Below are 18,426 nucleotides of genomic sequence, written 5' to 3'. Positions count from 1 at the left end.
CCGCTCTGTCGCGCACGGTCGCTCTGCACTGCGGGGCCGCTCTGTTACGCGATGCGTCGCTCCGGCGCGACGGTGTCGGCGGCTCCCGCTAGCGTCGATCGCATGGCAGATCGTGAGTACGGCTTCAAGACGCGTGCGATCCACGCGGGCAACATCCCCGACGCGGTGACGGGCGCCCGCGCTCTGCCGATCTACCAGACCAGCGCCTTCGTCTTCGACGACACCTCCGACGCCGCGGCCCGCTTCGCGCTGCAGAAGTACGGCAACGTCTACTCGCGCCTGTCGAACCCCACGGTCGCCTCCTTCGAGGAGCGCGTCGCGAGCCTCGAGGGCGGCCTCGGCGCGGTCGCCACGGCCTCCGGGCTCTCGGCGCAGTTCATCACCTTCGCGGCGCTGGTCGGCGCGGGCGACCACGTGGTGTCCTCCGCCAACCTCTACGGCGGATCGATCACCCAGCTCGACGTCACGCTCCGCCGTTTCGGAGTGGACACCACCTTCGTCCGCTCGAGCGACCCGGCCGACTACGCGGCGGCGATCACCGAGAAGACCAAGGTGCTCTACGCCGAGACGATCGCGAACCCCTCCGGCGAGATCGCCGACATCGAGGGCCTCGCCGCGGTCGCGCACGCCGCCGGCATCCCGCTGATCATCGACTCCACGGTCGCCACGCCCTACCTCGTCCGCCCGATCGAGTGGGGCGCCGACATCGTCATCCACTCGGCCACCAAGTTCCTCGGCGGACACGGCACCACGCTCGGCGGCGTCGTCGTCGAGTCGGGGCGCTTCCACTACTCCCCCGAGAAGTTCCCGCTGCTGCACGACCCGGTCGCCTCCTACGGAGACCTGTCGTGGGACGGCAACTTCGGGGAGTACGGCTTCCTCACGCGCCTGCGCGCGGAGCAGCTGCGCGACATCGGGCCGGTCCTCGCTCCGCACTCCGCGTTCCTGCTCGCCCAGGGCGTCGAGACGCTGCCGTACCGGATCCAGGCGCACGTCGACAACGCGCGCCGGGTCGCCGAGTGGCTCGACGCCGACCCCCGCATCGAGGCGGTCTACTGGGCCGGGCTGCCCGCGCACCCGCACCACGACCGCGCGCAGAAGTACCTGCCGAAGGGACCGGGCTCGGTCTTCAGCTTCGTGGTCAAGGGCGGCCGCGCCGTCGGCCAGACCTTCATCGAATCGGTCGACCTCGCCAGCCACCTCGCCAACATCGGCGACGCCAAGACGCTGGTGATCCACCCCGCCTCGACCACCCACGCCCAGCTCACCGAGGACCAGCTCCTCCACGCGGGCGTCCTCCCCGGACTCGTCCGCCTCTCCGTCGGCATCGAGGACGCGGACGACATCATCTACGATCTCGACCAGGCGCTCGCCCGCGCGGTCGAGGAGCACGGCACCCCCGACGCTCCGACCGAGCTCCCCGAGGACACGACCACCACCCTGCACACCCCGGCCGTGGAGGTCTGAGCATGAGCACCACCGACACCGCCGACACGGTCGTCCAGCTGTCCAACGGGCTGAGCTGCTCGGTCCCGGCGAACTCGCCGCTGGCGAAGATGCTGCGCTCGCAGCGCACCTGGGTGGGCCCCGACGCCCGCAGGCGACTCGACATCCTCCGCCGCGCGAGGACCGTGGCGATCGTCGGCGCCTCGCCGAACCCGGCCCGCTCCTCCTACTTCGTCGCCACCTACCTGCAGCAGTCGAGCGACTACGAGCTCTACTTCGTGAACCCGAACGCCACCGAGATCCTGGGGCAGCCGGTCTACCGCAGCCTCGCCGAGCTCCCGGTCGTGCCCGACATCGTGGACGTGTTCCGCAAGGCGAGCGACATCCCCGCCGTGATCGACGACGTCCTCGCCGTCGGCGCGCCCACGGTCTGGGTGCAGCTGGGGATCTGGAACCAGGAGGCGGCCGAGTACGGCGAGTCGAAGGGCCTGACCGTCGTGATGGACCGCTGCATCAAGGTCGAGCACGCCCGCTTCCACGGCGGCCTGCACCTGCTCGGCTTCGACACCGGCCAGATCTCGGCGCGCAAGACGCTGCGCTGATCCGCCGCCGACCCTCGTCGACGCCGGATCTCCGTGGCTCTTCGTCGCGGGTGCGGCTCGGGCGGCGCACTCCGCCGGCCCCGGCGTAGTCTCAGTGGATGAGCGCCTACGTCTCCGTCCTCGACCTGTTCAGCGTGGGGATCGGCCCGTCCAGCTCGCACACCGTCGGACCGATGCGCGCCGCCCTCGCCCTCGCCGAGCGGATCCGCGACGCCGGGCTCCTCGGCCGCGTGAGCCGGGTGGGCTGCACCCTCTACGGCTCGCTCGGCTCCACCGGGATCGGCCACGGCACCCCCGACGCGGTGGTCGCCGGTCTCGCCGGCCTGGACCCCGAGACGTGCGACCCGGCGCTGGTGCGCGGGGCATGGGAGCGCCTCGACGCGGGGGGGACGATCCTCCTGGCCGGCGAGCAGCGCCTCGCGATGACGCGCGACGACGTCGTCTTCGAGCCGCGCACGAGGCTGCCGGAGCACCCGAACGCCCTCACCTTCAGCGTCTGGGTCGGAGACGACCCGCTGCCGGTGTGGGAGGAGACCTACTACTCGATCGGCGGCGGCTTCATCCGGCGCGCGGGCGAGCGCGCCGAGCTGGCTGCGCTGGCCCCGCACCCCTACCCCTTCGTCTCCGGGCTCGACCTGCTGGCGACCTGCGACCGGACCCGCTCCGGCATCGCCGAGATCGCCGCCGCGAACGAGCGCGCTCTGCACCCCGGGGTCGACATCGACGCCCGCCTCGACGCGATCTGGGACGCCATGGCCGCCTGCGTCGAGCACGGCCTGGCGACCGACGGCGTGCTGCCGGGCGGCCTGGGCGTCCGCCGCCGGGCCTCGGTGCTCCGCGAGCGGCTCGAGGCCTTCGAGGAGGATCCGCTCGACCGCGCCCGCGCGACCTCGGTGGAGTGGCTCCACGCCTTCGCCCTCGCGGTGAACGAGGAGAACGCCGCAGGCGGGCGCGTCGTGACGGCTCCGACGAACGGAGCGGCGGGCATCATCCCCGCCGTCGGGCACTACTACCTCCGCTTCGTCCCGGGCGCCGACCGCGCTGGGCTGCGCCGCTTCCTCCTCACCGCCACCGCGATCGGCTCGCTCTGCAAGACGAACGCCTCGATCTCCGGTGCGGAGGCGGGCTGCCAGGGCGAGGTCGGCTCGGCCTGCGCGATGGCCGCCGGAGCGCTCTGCGCGGTGCTCGGCGGCAGTCCGCGCCAGGTCGAGAACGCGGCCGAGATCGCGATGGAGCACCACCTCGGACTGACCTGCGACCCGGTCGGCGGGCTCGTGCAGATCCCCTGCATCGAGCGGAACGCGATCGCCTCCTCCACCGCCGTGAGCGCGGCCCGCCTCGCGCTGCACGGCGACGGCGACCACCGCGTCTCGCTCGACGCGGTCATCGAGACGATGCGCCAGACCGGCATCGACATGTCGTCGAAGTACAAGGAGACGAGCGAGGGCGGCCTCGCGGTCAACGTCATCGAGTGCTGAGCGCCCGTGGCGTCCGTGACCGTGCGTGACGCACGGGGGCGCACATGTCGGCGGTCGCGCCTAGCGTGGAACGGGTGAGCACCTCCTCCGTCCCGTACCTCGCCCGGCCGATCGTCTCGACCCAGTGGCTCGCCGACCAGCTCGGCCGCGAGCACCTCGTCGTCGTCGACGCCAGCGTGCTGCTCGTGCCCGGCTTCGACGGGCGGCCCGGCTACCTCAGCGGCGACGAGCAGTACCTCCTCGAGGGGCATGTCCCCGGCGCCGTGTTCGGCGACCTGCTCGAGCAGCTGTCCGATCCGGCGGCTCCCCTGCCCTTCACCCGGCTCGACCCGGAGCGCTTCGCCGCCGCGACCGCCGCGCTCGGCATCGACGACGACTCGGTGGTCGTCGTGTACGACTCCGCGGTCGGCCAGTGGGCCTCGCGCCTGTGGTGGCTGCTGCGCTCGGCCGGGCACGACGCCGTCGCGGTGCTCGACGGCGGGCTCCCGGCCTGGCGGCGGGAGGAGCGCCCGATCGAGACGGGGCATGTCGAGCCCGCCGTGAGCGGCGGCATCAGCGTGCGCGAGGAGCGGCCGCTCTGGATCGACAAGGCCGGCGTCGAGAGCGTCGTGCGCGGCGAGGCTCCCGGGGCGCTGGTCTGCGCGGTCCCGCCGAAGGAGTTCACCGGGGAGGAGGGGCGCCGACCCCGCCTCGGACACCTGCCGGGCTCGCGGAGCGTCCCCGCCGGGCGGCTCGTCGACCGGGCCGACAACACGCTCCTGCCGCCGGAGCGGCTGCGGTCGCTGTTCGGAGACGCTCTCCAGGCCGAGCGGATCGTCCTCTACTGCGGCGGCGGGATCGCCGCGACGGCCGATGCGCTCGCACTGGCGGTGCTCGGAGTCGACACGGCGGTCGTCTACGACGGCTCGCTCAACGAGTGGGCCGCCGACCCCGAGGCGCCGCTGGTGGTCACGGCCGCGTGAGCAGCTCCTCCGGGAGGCGGGTCGTCGGCAGGGCGCAGACGAAGGCCTCGCAGGAGTAGGCGGTCGGCAGCCCCTCCCGCGAGATCCGCCCCTCGAACAGCTCGAAGCCCGCGTCCGCCCAGTCCCGGGCGCCCTCGTCGGACACGCCGACCACCACGCCGATCCCGGCGGACCGCGCGCCCTGCACCGCCTCCGCCGCTCCGGGGCCCACGACGACCAGCTGCCGCACCGGGCGAGCCAGCCGCGAGGCGAGCCCGAGCACGGCGCCGAAGCCCATCGGCTGCCGGATCGCGCCCGGAGCGATCGAGGCGACGACCGCCTCGGCCGCCTCCCGGTAGCGCTGCGATCCGGTGAGCAGGTACAGCTCGTGCGCCGCGTCCGCCGTCGCCGACAGGCCGGAGGGGTAGGCGCCCTCGGAGGGATCGGCCGCGAGCAGGAGTCCCCGCGCGGTCAGCGCCGGGTCTCCTCCCCCGGGCAGCGCGAACGGCAGCGGGCCGTCGGCCGCGTCGAGCGCGCCGTCGATCAGGGTGCGCGCGACGACCGCGTAGCGCGGACGGCCCTCCGCCACGGCGAGCTCGAGGAGCCCGCCGGCCAGCATCCCGAGGTCCTCCAGCGCCGGGCGGGCCGCGGAGACGGCACCGTCGAGGGAGGCGCGCACCGCGACGCGGCCGTCGACGAGGTGCCGCTGCAGCACCGCGTCCGCCGCGCGCCGGGCGGCGTCGAGCCACTCCTCCCGTCCGAGCACGCGTCCGGCGCGGGCGAGCGCGCGGATCGCCAGGCCGTTCCAGCCGGTGACGACCTTCTCGTCGAGAGCGGGAGGCGCGAGGCGGGACCGGTCCTCGGCGAGGTAGTAGCCGCCCTCCGAGCGCTGACCGTCGACGGTGCTCTCCGAGTCCTGCGCCGACGCGAAGCCGCCGCCCGGCCGCTCGAGAGTGGTCAGGAGGAACGCGGCGACGCCCTCCGCGATTCCGGTCAGCTCCTCCACCCGGGCGCCGTCGTGCCCGAGCAGGACGGCCGCGACGTCCAGCAGCTGCGCGTTGTCGTACAGCATCCGCTCGTAGTGCGGATCGCTCCAGTCGGCCTGCGTCGCGTAGCGGAAGAAGCCCCCGTCGCGGTCGCGGAGAGGGGACGCGGCCAGCGCGAGCAGCGTGCGCTCGGCGAGCGCCGCTCCCGAGGGCCGCGAGGCCAGGAACCCGAGCACGGGAGCCACCGGGAACTTCGGGGCGCCGCCGAAGCCGCCGTGCACCCGGTCCTCCTCGTCCACGAGTGCGCGGACGGCGCCGTCGAGCTCGGCGTCGCCGGGCAGCGCGGAATCGGCGGGCAGGGCCGCGGTCGCCTCGCGCAGAGCCGCGGCCAGGCCGCCCGCCGTCGCCTGCACCTCGTCGCGCCGCAGCCGCCACGCCTCCGAGACCGCGTCGAGGACATCGGAGAAGGCGGGCACGCCGCCGATGGCGCGCGGCGGGAAGTAGGTGCCGGCGAAGAAGGTCTCGCCGGCGGGGGTGGCGAAGGCCGTCAGCGGCCAGCCGAGCTGCCGGGTGAACGCGCTCGCGGCCGTCAGGTAGGCCGTGTCGACGTCCGGGTGCTCCTCGCGGTCGACCTTCACCGCGACGAAGTCCGCGTTCAGCCGCGCGGCGAGCACCGGATCCGAGAACGACTCCCGCGCCATCACGTGGCACCAGTGGCAGGTGGAGTAGCCGATGGACACCATCACCGGGACGTCGCGGCGCACCGCCTCGGCGAACGCCTCCTCGCCCCAGGGGAACCAGTCGACCGGATTGTCCGCGTGCGAGCGGAGGTAGGGGCTGACACTGGAGCGCAGACGATCGGCCATGCGCTCCACGCTAGACGCGGGCGGAGCCTGCGGTCAGGGGGTTGCCGCGGGACGGAGGGTCAGGAGGTCCGCGGGGCGCCGACGTCCGCGGACCTCCCCCGCCGCCCGGCCGCCCGGCCGCTCAGCGCTCGAAGAACCAGCCCGACGGCCGCTCCGTGCCGCGCACGACCGTGCCGCCTCCGCCGCTCCCGCCGCGACGGCCCACCGCCAGGTAGGCGAGGCTGCCGATGAACGGCGCGATCACGATGAACGCCACCCAGGAGACCTTCGCGACCTTCGAGAGCCTCGGGTTCGACAGCACGCCCCGGATCGCGAAGAGCAGCAGCACGATGTTCAGCACGACCAGCAGGGACTGCGGATTCATCGGGGTGCTCCACGGGATCGTGCGCCGTGGTCGACCGGCGCCGGAGCGCCCGACCGGGCAGGGTGGCCCGCGATGTTTCACGAGACAGGGCATTGTCGCACGCGGCGTAGGATGGAGGGCTCATGTCAGACGTGCTCAGCATCCGCTACCCGCCCGAACTCCCCGTGTCGGCGCGGCGCGAGGACATCGCCGCCGCGATCCGCGACCACCAGGTGGTCATCGTCGCCGGCGCGACCGGATCGGGCAAGACGACCCAGCTGCCGAAGATCTGCCTGGAGCTCGGCCGCGAGAGCATCGCGCACACGCAGCCCCGGCGCATCGCCGCGCGCACCATCGCCGAGCGCATCGCGGAGGAGCTCGACGACGAGGTCGGCGGGCTGGTCGGCTACCAGGTCCGGTTCACCGACAAGGCGTCCGCCTCGACGCGGATCAAGCTGATGACCGACGGCATCCTGCTCAACGAGATGAACCACGACCGGATGCTCAGCCGGTACGACACGATCATCATCGACGAGGCGCACGAGCGCAGCCTCAACATCGACTTCCTCCTGGGCTACCTGCACCGCCTGCTGCCGCAGCGCCCCGACCTGAAGGTGATCATCACCTCGGCGACGATCAACCCGCAGAGCTTCGCGGCCCACTTCGCCGACGCCGCCGGCGAGCCCGCGCCGATCATCGAGGTCTCCGGGCGCACCTACCCGGTCGAGATCCGCTACCGTCCGCTGGTCGCCGAGGAGCCGGAGGAGGACGACGACACCGACGTCCCCGACGCGACGAGCGGCAGCCGCGACCTGATGACCGGCATCGCCGACGCCCTGGCCGAGCTGGCGCGCGAGGATCCGGGCGACGTCCTGGTGTTCCTCTCGGGCGAGAACGAGATCCGCGACGCCGAGGACGCCATCCGGGGCCGCAACCTGCCGGGCACCGAGGTGCTCCCCCTCTACGGGCGCCTGTCGGCGGCCGATCAGCACCGCGTCTTCGAGAAGGGGCGCACCCCCGGCGTCCGCCGCCGCGTCGTGCTCGCGACCAACGTGGCGGAGACGAGCCTCACCGTCCCCGGGATCCGCTACGTGATCGACGGCGGCACGGCCCGCATCTCGCGCTACAGCGCGCGCTCGAAGGTGCAGCGGCTGCCGATCGAGGCGGTGTCGCAGGCCTCCGCGAACCAGCGCTCCGGCCGCTCGGGCCGCACCAGCGCGGGCATCGCGATCCGCCTCTACTCCGAGGAGGACTACCTCCGCCGCCCCGAGTACACCGATCCCGAGATCCTGCGCACGGGCCTGGCCGCGGTCATCCTGCAGATGATCTCGCTCGGACTGGGCGACATCGCCTCGTTCCCGTTCCTCACTCCGCCCGACTCCCGCGGCATCAAGGACGGCCTCGACCTGCTCACGGAGCTCGGCGCCCTCCGCGTCCCCGGCTCCCCCTCCGCTGCTCCACGGGATGCCGCTCCGGTACGCGGCACGCCGCCGAGCGCGCACTCGAGCGGCATCCCGCGCAAGGGGGCGGAGGCCGCACCGCAGCTCACGCGCATCGGGCGCGACCTCGCGCGGCTCCCCATCGATCCGCGCTTCGGCCGGATGGTGATCGAGTCGCGCCGCCACGGCGTCAGCCGCGAGGTGATGGCGATCGTCGCGGGCCTCACGATCCAGGACGTCCGCGAGCGCCCTCTCGAGCGCCGCGCGCAGGCCGACCAGCAGCACGCGCGCTTCGTCGATCCCACCAGCGACTTCCTCACCCTGCTGAACCTCTGGAACTACGTGGAGGAGAAGCAGGAGGAGCTCTCCTCGAGCGCCTTCCGGCGCCTGTGCAAGGCCGAGTACCTCAACTACCTGCGCGTGCGCGAGTGGCAGGACGTGTTCCGCCAGCTGCGCCAGCTCGCGCGCCCCCTCAAGCTCGAGCTGGGCGAGCCGAAGGTCGACCCCGACGGGATCCACCGGAGCCTCCTGGCCGGCCTGCTCTCGCACCTGGGCATCAAGGACACCACCTCGCAGCAGGCGCAGCGCGCGGCGAAGAGCCGCGAGCGCCAGAACGTGCAGTACATCGGCGCCCGCAACGCGAAGTTCTCGATCTTCCCCGGCAGCGCCCTGGCCAAGAAGCTCCCCGACGCGGTGATGAGCGCCGAGCTGGTCGAGACCAGCCGCCTCTTCGCCCGCTCGAACGCCGTGATCGATCCGGCCTGGGCCGAGGCGATCGCGGGCGACCTCGTGAAGCGGCAGTTCAGCGAGCCGCACTGGGAGAAGTCGCAGGGCGCGGCGGTCGCCTACGAGAAGGTCACGCTCTACGGCGTGCCGATCATCGCCCGCCGCCGCGTCCAGTTCTCGCGGATCGACGCCTCGTACGCCCGCGAGCTGTTCATCCGGCACGCCCTCGTCGAGGGCGAGTGGGAGTCGCGCCACGCCTTCGACCGCAAGAACCGGGCCCTGCGGGCCGAGCTCGAGCGGCTGGAGGAGCGCACGCGCCGCCGCGACCTGCTCGTCGACGACGAGGCCGTGTTCGACTTCTACGACCGCCGACTCCCGCGCGACATCACCTCGGTGCGCTCGTTCGACTCCTGGTGGCGGACGACCCAGCACGACGAGCCCGACCTGCTGACGATGACGCAGGAGACGCTCCTCCCCGAGGACGCGGAGCAGATCGACGAGACCGCGTTCCCCACGCAGTGGCGCCAGGCCGACCAGCGCTTCCGCCTCTCGTACCGGTTCGAGCCGGGGACGGAGGAGGACGGAGTGACGGTGCACGTGCCGCTCGCCCTCCTGCCCCGCGTGACGCCCCTCGGCTTCGACTGGCTCGTGCCGGGGCTCCGGGCCGAGCTGGTCACCGCGATGATCAAGGCGCTGCCCAAGCACCTGCGCCGGAACGTGGTGCCCGCGAACGACTGGGCGCGCAAGCTCACCGCGTCCCTGCCGCACGACGTGCCGAATCCGCCGACGGAGTCGTTCGCGGCGACCCTGGCCGGAGCGATCCGCCGCGAGGCCGGCGTGGTGGTGCAGCCCGAGGACTTCGACCTCGAGCGCATCCCCTCGCACCTGCGGGTCACCTTCGCCGTCGCCGACGAGCGGGGGCGCACGATCGCCGCCGGCAAGGAGCTCGCCCCGCTGGCCGAGCGCTTGCGCGGCCGGGTCCGCGACGAGGTCGCCCGCGTGGTCGAGGCCCGGGTCCCCGACGCGCTCGAGCGCCGGGGCCTGAAGACCTGGGACATGCCGGAGCTGCCCCGCGTCACCGACACCCGGCAGGGCGGGAACACCATCCGCGCCTACCCCGCCCTGATCGACGACGGCGACTCGGTCTCGATCCGCCTGCTGGCCACGGCCGAGGACCAGGCGCGCGAGCACCCGAGAGGCGTCCGCCGCCTCCTCCTGCTCGCGACGCCGAGCCCCGTCGCCTACGTGCAGCAGCACCTCACCTCGAACGAGAAGCTCGTGCTCGCGCAGAGCCCGTACCAGAACACGACCGCGCTCTTCACCGACTGCCTGCTCGCCTGCGTCGACGCGGTCCTCTGGCGGATGAAGCCCGACGGGATGCTCTTCCTCCGCGCCGAGTTCGACGCCGTGCGCGACCGGGTCTCGGCGAGCGTCATGGACGCGATGTTCGAGACCGTGAAGACGGTCACGACGATCCTCACCACCGCCCGGGGCGTCGAGAAGGCGCTCAAGGCCTCGACGAGCATGGCGCTCCTGCCCGCCCTCACGGATGCGCGGGAGCAGCTCTCCGGCCTGGTCTACCCGGGCTTCGTCTCGGCGACCGGAGTGGAGCGGCTGCGGCACCTCCCGCGCTACCTCGGCGGGATCACCGAGCGCTTCGGAAAGATCGCCGAGAACGTCGGGCGCGACCGCGTCTGGCTGAACGAGGTGCAGGCGGCCCAGGAGCTCTACCGCTCGGCAGGCGGCGTCGTGCCGCTGCCCGCGCACGCCCCGGAGCGGATCGCGCGCGCCCGCTGGATGATCGAGGAGCTGCGGGTGAGCTTCTTCGCGCAGTCGCTCGGCACCGCCGAGAGCGTGTCGCTGCAGCGGATCCGCAAGGTGCTGGCCGGCTGACGCGCCCCTCCGCCGAGGGAACCGCGACCCGTCGAGGGACCCTCGGGCAGCGGTCTCCCTCGACGAACCGCAGTCCCCTCCGGAGCGCTAGTGTCGTCCGGTGGGCAGCTACACCGATCTCCTGAAGACCCCCGGGGTGGGGCGCATCATCCTCGCGCAGCTGACCGCGCGCTTCCCGTTCGGCATGCTCTCGCTGGCGTTCCTCCTGCACGTGGAGCGGGTGCACCACTCCTACGCCGCCGCCGGCCTGGTGCTCGGCTCGATGTCGATCGGGCAGGCCATCGCCGGGCCGCTGACCAGCCGCCTGATGGGGCGGCTCGGAATGCGCCGCGTGCTGACGATCACCCTCGTGGTCTGCGCGGGCGCGATCATCGCGATGGCCGTGCTCCCGCTCGAGGTGTGGCAGTTCGTCGTGATCGGGTTCGTCGCCGGCCTGAGCATGCCGCCGGTGCAGCCGGCCGTGCGGACCATCTACCCCAAGATGGTCACCAGCTCGCAGCTGACCCCGCTCTTCTCGCTCGACGCCTCCGCTCAGGAGATCATCTGGGTGCTCGGCCCGGTGCTGGCGACGCTCGTGTCGATCCAGGTGTCGACGGTCGCGGGCATCCTGACCGCCGCCGCGTTCCTGATCGGCGGCGGGATCTGGTTCATCGCCTCGCCCGAGGTGGGCCGCGTCCGCATCCCGCGCTCGAAGCGCCGCCTGGGCGTGGTGCTCACGAAGCCCCCGGTGCTGCTGGCCACGGTCGTCGGCTTCCTCCTGATCGGCGCCTGCTCGGCGGTCGAGGCGGGCGTCGTCGCGGTGTTCGGCGAGGGCGGAGTCGAGTCGGGCGTCGTGCTCGCCGTGTTCGCGGCGGGCTCCCTGGTCGGCGGCCTCGCCCTCGGCCACATCCCGATCAGCCGGTGGGCGACCGCGCGGCGGATGCTGATCGTCACGGTCGGCATGGGCCTGGCGGCGGTCTCGACCGACTTCTGGTGGCTGTGCGTCACGCTGTTCCTCGCCGGCATCGGCATCGCCCCCGCTCTCGCGGCGCTGTTCGCGATCACCGCCTCGAGCGTGCGCTTCTCGGACACGGCGGAGGCCTACGGCTGGGTCGGCACCGGTCAGCTGATCGGCGCGGCGCTGGGCTCCGCGATCGCCGGCGTGCAGATCGACCAGGCCGGGCCGACCGCCGCCATCGTCGTCGCCGCTGCCTTCGCCCTGGTCGGCTTCCTGGTGCCCCTGCTCGGCCGCCGGTACCACCCGGATCTCCGCGGGCGCGACGCCAGCCCGCTGCCCGACACCGAGCCGGTCACGTTGCCCTCCTAGGCCGCCACCCCGGTTGTCCGGCGCCTGTCGGGCACCCTAGGGTGAAGGCCCACGACGACGAGGGGACGGCATGGGACTGCGGGAGGACGCGGAGGAGCTGGTGCGCGAGCACCGGCGCGCCGCCGCCCGGACCGACCTCCTCGACCCCTGGTCCGATCCGGAGACCCCGGAGTGGTGCACGGAGCTCGCCGCCGCGCTCTGGCAGGGGTCCTTCCGCCCGAGTCCCGTCTACTTCCGCCGCGAGGAGTCCTCGCACGCCTGGCGCGGCCCGCACTCGACCCGCCTGCACCACCTCGGCTACGGGTGGCAGCTCACCGCGCACCGCGAGCAGCACGGGGTCGTCGCCTCCGAGACGGCGGTGGTCCTCGAGACGGGCTCCCTCTGGCGCGGACTCGGCGTCGGCCGGCGCCCCGTGCGCGCGCTCCGAGGCCGGCTCGGCGTCGAGGGCCTGCAGGCGGGCCACGACGTGCACTTCGCCGCGCGCGGAATCGACGAGCGCAGCGACGCGGAGCGCGCCGAGCGGCGCCTCCTCTTCGGGGTGGCCGGTCTCGCGGCGCTGATCGAGGACGACGTGCACGTGGGACCGCACGGCGAGCTCGACTGGAGCGTCTGAGGCGCATGCCAGCATGGGAGGCATGAGCGTCCCCCTGATCCCCCTCAACGACGGCCGCGCGATCCCCCAGCTCGGGCTCGGCGTCTACAAGATCGGCGACGAGGAGGCGGCCCGCACGGTCGCCGTCGCCCTGGAGGCCGGCTACCGGCACGTCGACACCGCCACCCTCTACGGCAACGAGCGCGGAGTCGGCGAGGGGATCCGCGCGAGCGGCCTCCCCCGCGAGCAGGTCTTCGTGACGACCAAGGTGTGGAACGACGACCACGGCTTCGACGAGACGCTCGCCGCCTTCGACCGGAGCCTCGAGCTGCTCGGCACCGACTACGTCGACCTCTACCTCGTGCACTGGCCGATCCCCTCGCGCGACCGCTACGTCGACACCTACCGTGCCCTCGAGCGCCTGCAGAGCGAGGGGCGGGCCCGCTCGATCGGCGTCTCGAACTTCGCCGAGGAGCACGTGCAGCGCCTGCTCGACGAGGCGGGAGTGGTGCCCGCGATCAACCAGGTCGAGCTGCACCCGCGGCTGCCCCAGGAGGAGCTGCGCGCCTTCGACGCCGCCCACGGGATCGTCACCGAGGCGTGGTCGCCGCTGGCCCGCGGGCGCCTCCTCGACGAGCCGGCCCTGGCCCGCGTCGCCGCGAAGCACGGCGTCTCGCCGGCGCAGGCGGTGCTGCGCTGGCATGTGCAGCTCGGCGTCGTCGTGATCCCGAAGTCGGTGACGCCGGAGCGGATCCGCGAGAACCTGGACGTCTTCGGCTTCGCCCTCGACGACGAGGACCTCGCCGCGATCGCCGGGCTCGCGACCGGTGAGCGCACCGGGCGCGACCCGCGCTTCGACTGAGGCTCCGGCGATGACGGCGGGCAGGGTCCTGCTCCTGCACGGCCTGGGCGGCTCGGGCCGCACCTGGTGGCGGCTGAGCCGCGAGCTGACCGCGGCGGGCTGGAGCGTCTCCGCTCCCGACCTGCGCGGACACGGCGACGGGCCGCGCGGCGGCTCCGCCCGCCACGACGCCTACGCCGACGACGCCCTCGCGCGGGGACGGTTCGACCTCGTCGTCGGGCACTCGCTCGGCGGAGCGGTCGCGGTGCGCGCCGCCGCCCGCGAGTCCGGCTGGGCGGGGCGCCTGGCGCTGCTGGACCCGGTGCTCCGGCTCGCCCCGGAGCAGCGGGCCGCCGTCCGCGCGGGCGAGCTCGCCGGTCTCGCGGTCTCGGCCGAGGAGCTCGCTGTCGCGCAGCCGCTCTGGGACGAGCGGGACCGGGCCGAGAAGCTCGCCGCGGTGCGGGCCGCCGATCCGGCCGCGGTGGCGGCGACGATCGACGACAACGACCCGTGGGACCTGCTGGCGGACCTGCCGGGCCTCCGCCCGCCGGTCCTCGTGCTGGCCGGCGACCCGCAGGTCGAGACGCTGCTCCCTCTCTCCCTCGCCGCCCTGGTGCTGCGCGCGAATCCGCGCATCCGGTACGCGGTCGTGGCGGGCGCAGGTCACAGCCCCCACCGCGACCGTCCGGAGGAGACGCTCGCGATGCTCCGCGAGTGGGCCGAGAGCCCGGCGACGGCCTGACCGACCCGCCGGCCCGGTCCGTGTTTCGTCCGGATGAAATCTGGCAGGGGGGACTGGGCCGCACCGTTTCCTGTGAATACCCTCGCAGAGGACGCGATCCCCTCCCAGTCTTCGGGAGGTGCGCGTCGGGGCCGCCGACGCGGCGGCCCGTTCTCGAGGAGAGGGAGCCCCAGTGGCGCGAACCACCACGAACACCCCGAGCGTCCGCCGACGCCGCTCGCTGATCGGCTCGAGCGCGATGATCGGAGCGGGCGCCCTCGTCGCCGGCTTCGCCTTCGCGCCGACGGCGAGCGCCGTCGAGCCGGTCGACTTCGCCGACACCGTCACGGTCGACGGCATCATGACCCACCTGGAGGCGCTCCAGTCGATCGCGGACGCCAACGGCGGCACCCGCGCGATCGGCACCCCGGGCTATGAGCTGAGCGGCGAGTACGTGGAGAAGGTCCTCGCGGGCGCCGGCTACACGACGCAGCGCCAGGACTTCACCACCGCGACGCAGACGATCGACGCGTTCACGCTGACCACCGGGACCGGCGCCGTCGGCACCCCGATGGAGTTCACTCCGTCGACGCCCGAGGGCGGCGTGACCGGTGAGCTCATCGCCCCCGTCGATCCGCTCGGCTGCACCACGGACGCCTGGACCGGCCTCGACGCCACCGGGAAGGTCGCGCTCGTCAGCCGCGGCTCCTGCAGCTTCCTCGAGAAGTCGGTCGCCGCCGGTGCCGCCGGCGCCGCCGCGATCATCATCTACGACAACGCGCCGAGCGACGCCCTCAACGGGACGTTCGGCGGACAGGACGAGGCCGCCGTCCCCGGCGTCGGCGTCACGCAGGCCGAGGGTCAGGCGCTGCTGGCGTCGCTCCCCGCGAGCGTCTCGGTCCTCATCGACCAGACGACGACCGAGGTGGAGACCTTCAACATCGTCACGGAGACCCCGGGCGGCGACCACGACAACGTGGTCATGCTCGGCGCGCACCTCGACAGCGTGCCAGCCGGCCCCGGCATCAACGACAACGGCTCCGGATCCGCGACGCTGCTCGAGACGGCCGTGCAGCTGGCCGCCGCGGGCGACACGACCAACGCGGTCCGCTTCGCCTGGTGGGGCGCCGAGGAGGTGGGCCTGGTCGGCTCCTACACCTACGTCGACTCCCTGACGGAGGAGGACGCCTCGAAGATCGCGACCTACATGAACTTCGACATGGTCGCCTCGCCGAACTACGTGATCTCCGTCTACGACGCGGACCAGTCCACCTACGAGGCCCCCGTGGACGTGCCCGCCGGCTCGATCGCGACCGAGAAGGCGTTCACCGACTACTTCGACTCGATCGACCAGCCCTGGATCGACACCGCGTTCGACGGCCGCAGCGACTACGACGGCTTCATCTCGGTCGGCATCCCGTCCTCGGGCGTCTTCACCGGCGCCGACGACGTCAAGACGGAGGAGGAGGTCGCGCTGTTCGGCGGCACCGCCGGCATCACGCACGACCCGAACTACCACTCCGCCGCCGACGACATCGACAACATCAACCAGGAGGCGCTCGGCATCACGTCGAAGGCCATCGCCTTCGTGACCGCCTCGTTCGCCGCGGACACCTCCGCGATCGACGCCGAGAAGGACCCGACCACGCCGACTCCGACGCCGGAGCCCACCGTGGCCCCGACCGCCGAGCCGACCGTCGCTCCGACCGCGCAGCCGACCGTCGCCCCGACGACCGCGCCCACCACCGCGCCGACGGCGGCTCCCACTCCGAGCAGCACGCCGACCGCCGTGGCGCCGCACCCCGGCGGCCGCCCGCCCCTGGCCTCGACGGGCGCCGACGTCGGCCTGCCGCTGGGCCTCGGCGGACTGCTGATCGCCGGCGGCGTCGGCGGGCTCCTGCTCGCCGCGCTGCGCCGCCGGCGCGCCGAGCGCGGCTAGCCGCCACCGCCCCGGAGCCGTCCGGCCGTCGCTCCGCGACGACCGGGCGGCTCCGTCGTTCCGCCCTGGGGGGACCCCGGACCGTCGAGACCGCCCGCTGCGGCGGGTCCCTTCGACGGTCGGGGGCTCCCTCACGTCCGACAGGGCTTCCGGCGGCCGGGGGACACGGTGTTCACTGGGCGCATGCGAGCCATCTGGAAGGGCGCGATAACCTTCGGCCTGGTCAACGTGCCGGTGAAGATCTACAGCGCGACCGAGGACCACGACATCCCGCTGCACCAGGTCCACGACAAGGACGGCGGACGGATCCGGTATCAGCGCAAGTGCGAGATCTGCGGCGAGGTCGTCACCTTCGACCACATCGACAAGGCCTACGACGACGGCGAGCGCACCGTGGTCCTGTCCAAGGACGAGCTCAAGGCGCTGCCGGAGGAGCGCGACCGCGAGATCGACGTCGTGCAGTTCGTGCCCAGCGAGCAGGTCGACCCGATCATGTTCGACCGCGCCTACATCCTGGAGCCCGACTCCTCCTCCCCCAAGGCCTACGTCCTGCTGCGCCGCACCCTCGAGCAGACGGACCGCACCGCGATCGTCGAGTTCGCGCTGCGGCAGAAGACCCGCCTCGCCGCGCTGCGCGTGCGCGGCAAGCTCCTGATGGTGCAGACCCTGCTCTGGGCGGACGAGGTGCGGGAGGTCGAGTTCCCGTCGCTGGAGGGCACCACTCGGATCGCGGCGCGCGAGCTCGAGATGTCGGCGCACCTGGTCGACTCCTACTCCGAGGACTTCGACGCCGCGAAGTTCCACGACGCGTACCAGGAGGAGCTGCGCACGCTGATCGACGCCAAGATCGAGCAGGGCGACGCCCTCGACACCGCCGCGACCTTCGGCGAGGCGCCGGAGGAGGAGGGCGGCGGCGAGGTGCTCGACCTGATGGAGGCCCTCAAGCGCTCGGTCGAGCGCAGCCGCGGGGCGAAGGGCGCGCCGGCGGAGGAGGCTCCCGCCGAGAAGAAGGCCGCGACGAAGCCCGCCCCGAAGAAGGCGGCGAAGGCTCCGGCGACGACCGCCGCGAAGAAGAAGCCCGCGGCGAAGAAGGCCGACACGGAGAAGGGCGCCGACGCGCCTGCGAAGAAGCGGACCCCGAAGAAGACCGCGGCGGCGGAGAAGGCGGCGTCCTAGCCCCGCCGGATGCGGAGGGTCGGGGTCGGACGGAGCCTCAGGCCCGCTCGGCCGCCCGGTCGGGCTCGTCGGCCGCGTCCAGCTCGTCCACGTCGTCGAGGTCGACCGCGACCGAGCTGACCAGCGCGAGCAGCGCCTCCGCGTAGGCGTTCTCGGCCGCCGCGTCCTCGAAGGTCCGCGCCCGCCCGCCGAGCTCGACCTCGACGGCGAACCGCGCCTCCGGCTCCGCGAGGCGACGGAGGGAGCGGAAGGTCCCGCGGAGGAGCTCGCGCAGCTGGTCCTCCCGCGGCAGCCAGAGCGAGTCCTCCAGAGAGACGGAGTCGAGCGCCCATTCCGTGGTGCCGTTGAAGCCGAGGACGGTCCCGCTCGGGTACTCGTGCGCCTCGATGGTCATGTCGCTGACGGTGAAGACGTCGCCGTCGAAGCCCTCCCGCTCGATGCGGAAGCGGTCACCGGTGCGGGGCGTCCAGCGCACGCCCGCCGTGCGCAGGGCACGGGCCAGCTCGAAGGAGATCATCCGACGAGTGTGTCCCGCGAAGCCGCGAACGCGCCGCGAGCGGCACCCGCGCGCCCCGATGTCGGTGGATGAGTTTACGTTCATGAAACGTCCGGTTCACAGGCCGGGCACCCGCACTGCATAGCGTGGCCATGCGTGCCCCTTCCGGGGGTGCGCTGGCCGCGCCGCGCGGCGACGACGCTGCGACCGCTCTTCCGAGCGGCGATCGAGAGGACCACCATGCCCGACTCTCCCACCCCGCCCGACCGCCGCCGGAGGCGCGGGCTCGGCCTGGCGGCCCTGACCGGACTGGCCCTGGCGGCCGCTCCGCTGGTCGCGACCTCCGCCGCGGCCGCGCCCTCGGGCGACGAGCTCGTCATCAGCGAGGTCTTCGCCCGCGGAGGCTCCGCCGGTGCCGCGTTCAGCAACCGCTACGTGGAGCTCTACAACCCCACCGCCGCCGAGATCGCCCTCGGCGGCCTCTCGATCCAGTACCGCTCGGCGACCGGCACCGCGAACCCCACCACGACCGTGCCGCTCACCGGCTCGGTGCCCGCCGGCGGCCACTTCCTGCTCGCCGGCGCCAGCAACGGCACCAACGGCGCGGCCCTGCCGACGCCCGACCAGAGCGCGAA

General features: G+C 73.3%; 15 protein-coding genes. 12 read left to right on the top strand and 3 right to left on the bottom strand.

Translation table 11 applies throughout. The features are described 5' to 3' along the window. The first annotated feature begins 102 nt into the window (after nt 1-102). The 4 genes from C5C82_RS08490 (at nt 103) to C5C82_RS08475 (ending at nt 4,488) form a co-directional block, all read left to right on the top strand. On the top strand, nt 103-1,467 hold the full coding sequence (locus C5C82_RS08490) for an O-acetylhomoserine aminocarboxypropyltransferase/cysteine synthase family protein (protein ID WP_104226921.1): 1,365 nt from the start codon (nt 103-105) through the stop codon (nt 1,465-1,467). Between the two features lie 2 nt (nt 1,468-1,469). Continuing rightward, nucleotides 1,470-2,048 carry a CoA-binding protein gene (locus C5C82_RS08485; protein WP_104233696.1) on the top strand — a complete coding sequence of 193 codons (579 nt, stop codon included), beginning with the start codon at nt 1,470-1,472 and terminating at the stop codon, nt 2,046-2,048. A 98-nt stretch (nt 2,049-2,146) separates the two neighbouring features. After that, complete coding sequence (locus tag C5C82_RS08480) at nt 2,147-3,526, top strand: L-serine ammonia-lyase (protein ID WP_104337736.1); 1,380 nt, start codon at nt 2,147-2,149, stop codon at nt 3,524-3,526. Between the two features lie 74 nt (nt 3,527-3,600). Beyond that, a complete protein-coding gene (locus C5C82_RS08475) occupies nt 3,601-4,488 on the top strand; it encodes a sulfurtransferase (RefSeq protein WP_181133801.1) in 888 nt (295 codons plus the stop codon). Here the strand turns inward: C5C82_RS08475 and C5C82_RS08470 are convergent. Further along, a complete protein-coding gene (locus tag C5C82_RS08470; protein ID WP_104354917.1) occupies nt 4,475-6,319 on the bottom strand; it encodes a thioredoxin domain-containing protein in 1,845 nt (614 codons plus the stop codon). The genes C5C82_RS08475 and C5C82_RS08470 overlap by 14 nt on opposite strands. A gap of 121 nt (nt 6,320-6,440) precedes the next feature. After that, nucleotides 6,441-6,683, bottom strand: coding sequence for a PLDc N-terminal domain-containing protein (locus tag C5C82_RS08465; RefSeq protein WP_160033960.1), 243 nt, complete (start codon nt 6,681-6,683; stop codon nt 6,441-6,443). Between the two features lie 122 nt (nt 6,684-6,805). Here C5C82_RS08465 and hrpA point away from each other — a divergent pair, with 122 nt between their 5' ends. The 7 genes from hrpA (at nt 6,806) to C5C82_RS08430 (ending at nt 17,295) form a co-directional block, all read left to right on the top strand. After that, on the top strand, nt 6,806-10,720 hold the full coding sequence (hrpA, locus tag C5C82_RS08460) for an ATP-dependent RNA helicase HrpA (RefSeq protein WP_104354916.1): 3,915 nt from the start codon (nt 6,806-6,808) through the stop codon (nt 10,718-10,720). A gap of 100 nt (nt 10,721-10,820) precedes the next feature. Next, a complete protein-coding gene (locus C5C82_RS08455) occupies nt 10,821-12,026 on the top strand; it encodes an MFS transporter (protein ID WP_104222308.1) in 1,206 nt (401 codons plus the stop codon). 70 nt (nt 12,027-12,096) lie between these two features. Further along, on the top strand, nt 12,097-12,639 hold the full coding sequence (locus C5C82_RS08450; protein WP_104354915.1) for a hypothetical protein: 543 nt from the start codon (nt 12,097-12,099) through the stop codon (nt 12,637-12,639). Between the two features lie 22 nt (nt 12,640-12,661). Further along, nucleotides 12,662-13,480 carry an aldo/keto reductase gene (locus C5C82_RS08445; RefSeq protein WP_104292316.1) on the top strand — a complete coding sequence of 273 codons (819 nt, stop codon included), beginning with the start codon at nt 12,662-12,664 and terminating at the stop codon, nt 13,478-13,480. A 10-nt stretch (nt 13,481-13,490) separates the two neighbouring features. Then, nucleotides 13,491-14,201, top strand: a complete 711-nt coding sequence (locus tag C5C82_RS08440) for an alpha/beta fold hydrolase (protein ID WP_104292297.1) — start codon at nt 13,491-13,493, stop codon at nt 14,199-14,201. Nucleotides 14,202-14,373: 172 nt separating this feature from the next. Then, nucleotides 14,374-16,119, top strand: coding sequence for a M28 family peptidase (locus tag C5C82_RS08435; protein WP_104354914.1), 1,746 nt, complete (start codon nt 14,374-14,376; stop codon nt 16,117-16,119). A 183-nt stretch (nt 16,120-16,302) separates the two neighbouring features. Beyond that, the gene (locus C5C82_RS08430) at nt 16,303-17,295 is read left to right on the top strand and encodes a Ku protein (protein ID WP_104354913.1); all 993 of its coding nucleotides are present in this window, start codon (nt 16,303-16,305) and stop codon (nt 17,293-17,295) included. A 37-nt stretch (nt 17,296-17,332) separates the two neighbouring features. Here C5C82_RS08430 and C5C82_RS08425 read toward each other — a convergent pair whose 3' ends face one another. Next, nucleotides 17,333-17,812: a pilus assembly protein CpaE gene (locus C5C82_RS08425; protein ID WP_244230665.1), complete on the bottom strand. Its 480-nt coding sequence runs from the start codon at nt 17,810-17,812 to the stop codon at nt 17,333-17,335. 219 nt (nt 17,813-18,031) lie between these two features. On the opposite strand from C5C82_RS08425, the gene C5C82_RS08420 reads away from it, so the two are divergent. Continuing rightward, a partial coding sequence (locus C5C82_RS08420) for a lamin tail domain-containing protein (RefSeq protein WP_146085969.1) occupies nt 18,032-18,426 on the top strand: 395 nt, incomplete at its 3' end.

Source organism: Rathayibacter sp. AY1D5, assembly GCF_002932515.1.
Classification (GTDB): Bacteria; Actinomycetota; Actinomycetes; order Actinomycetales; family Microbacteriaceae; genus Rathayibacter.
This window is presented reverse-complemented; position numbering and strand designations above follow the sequence as displayed.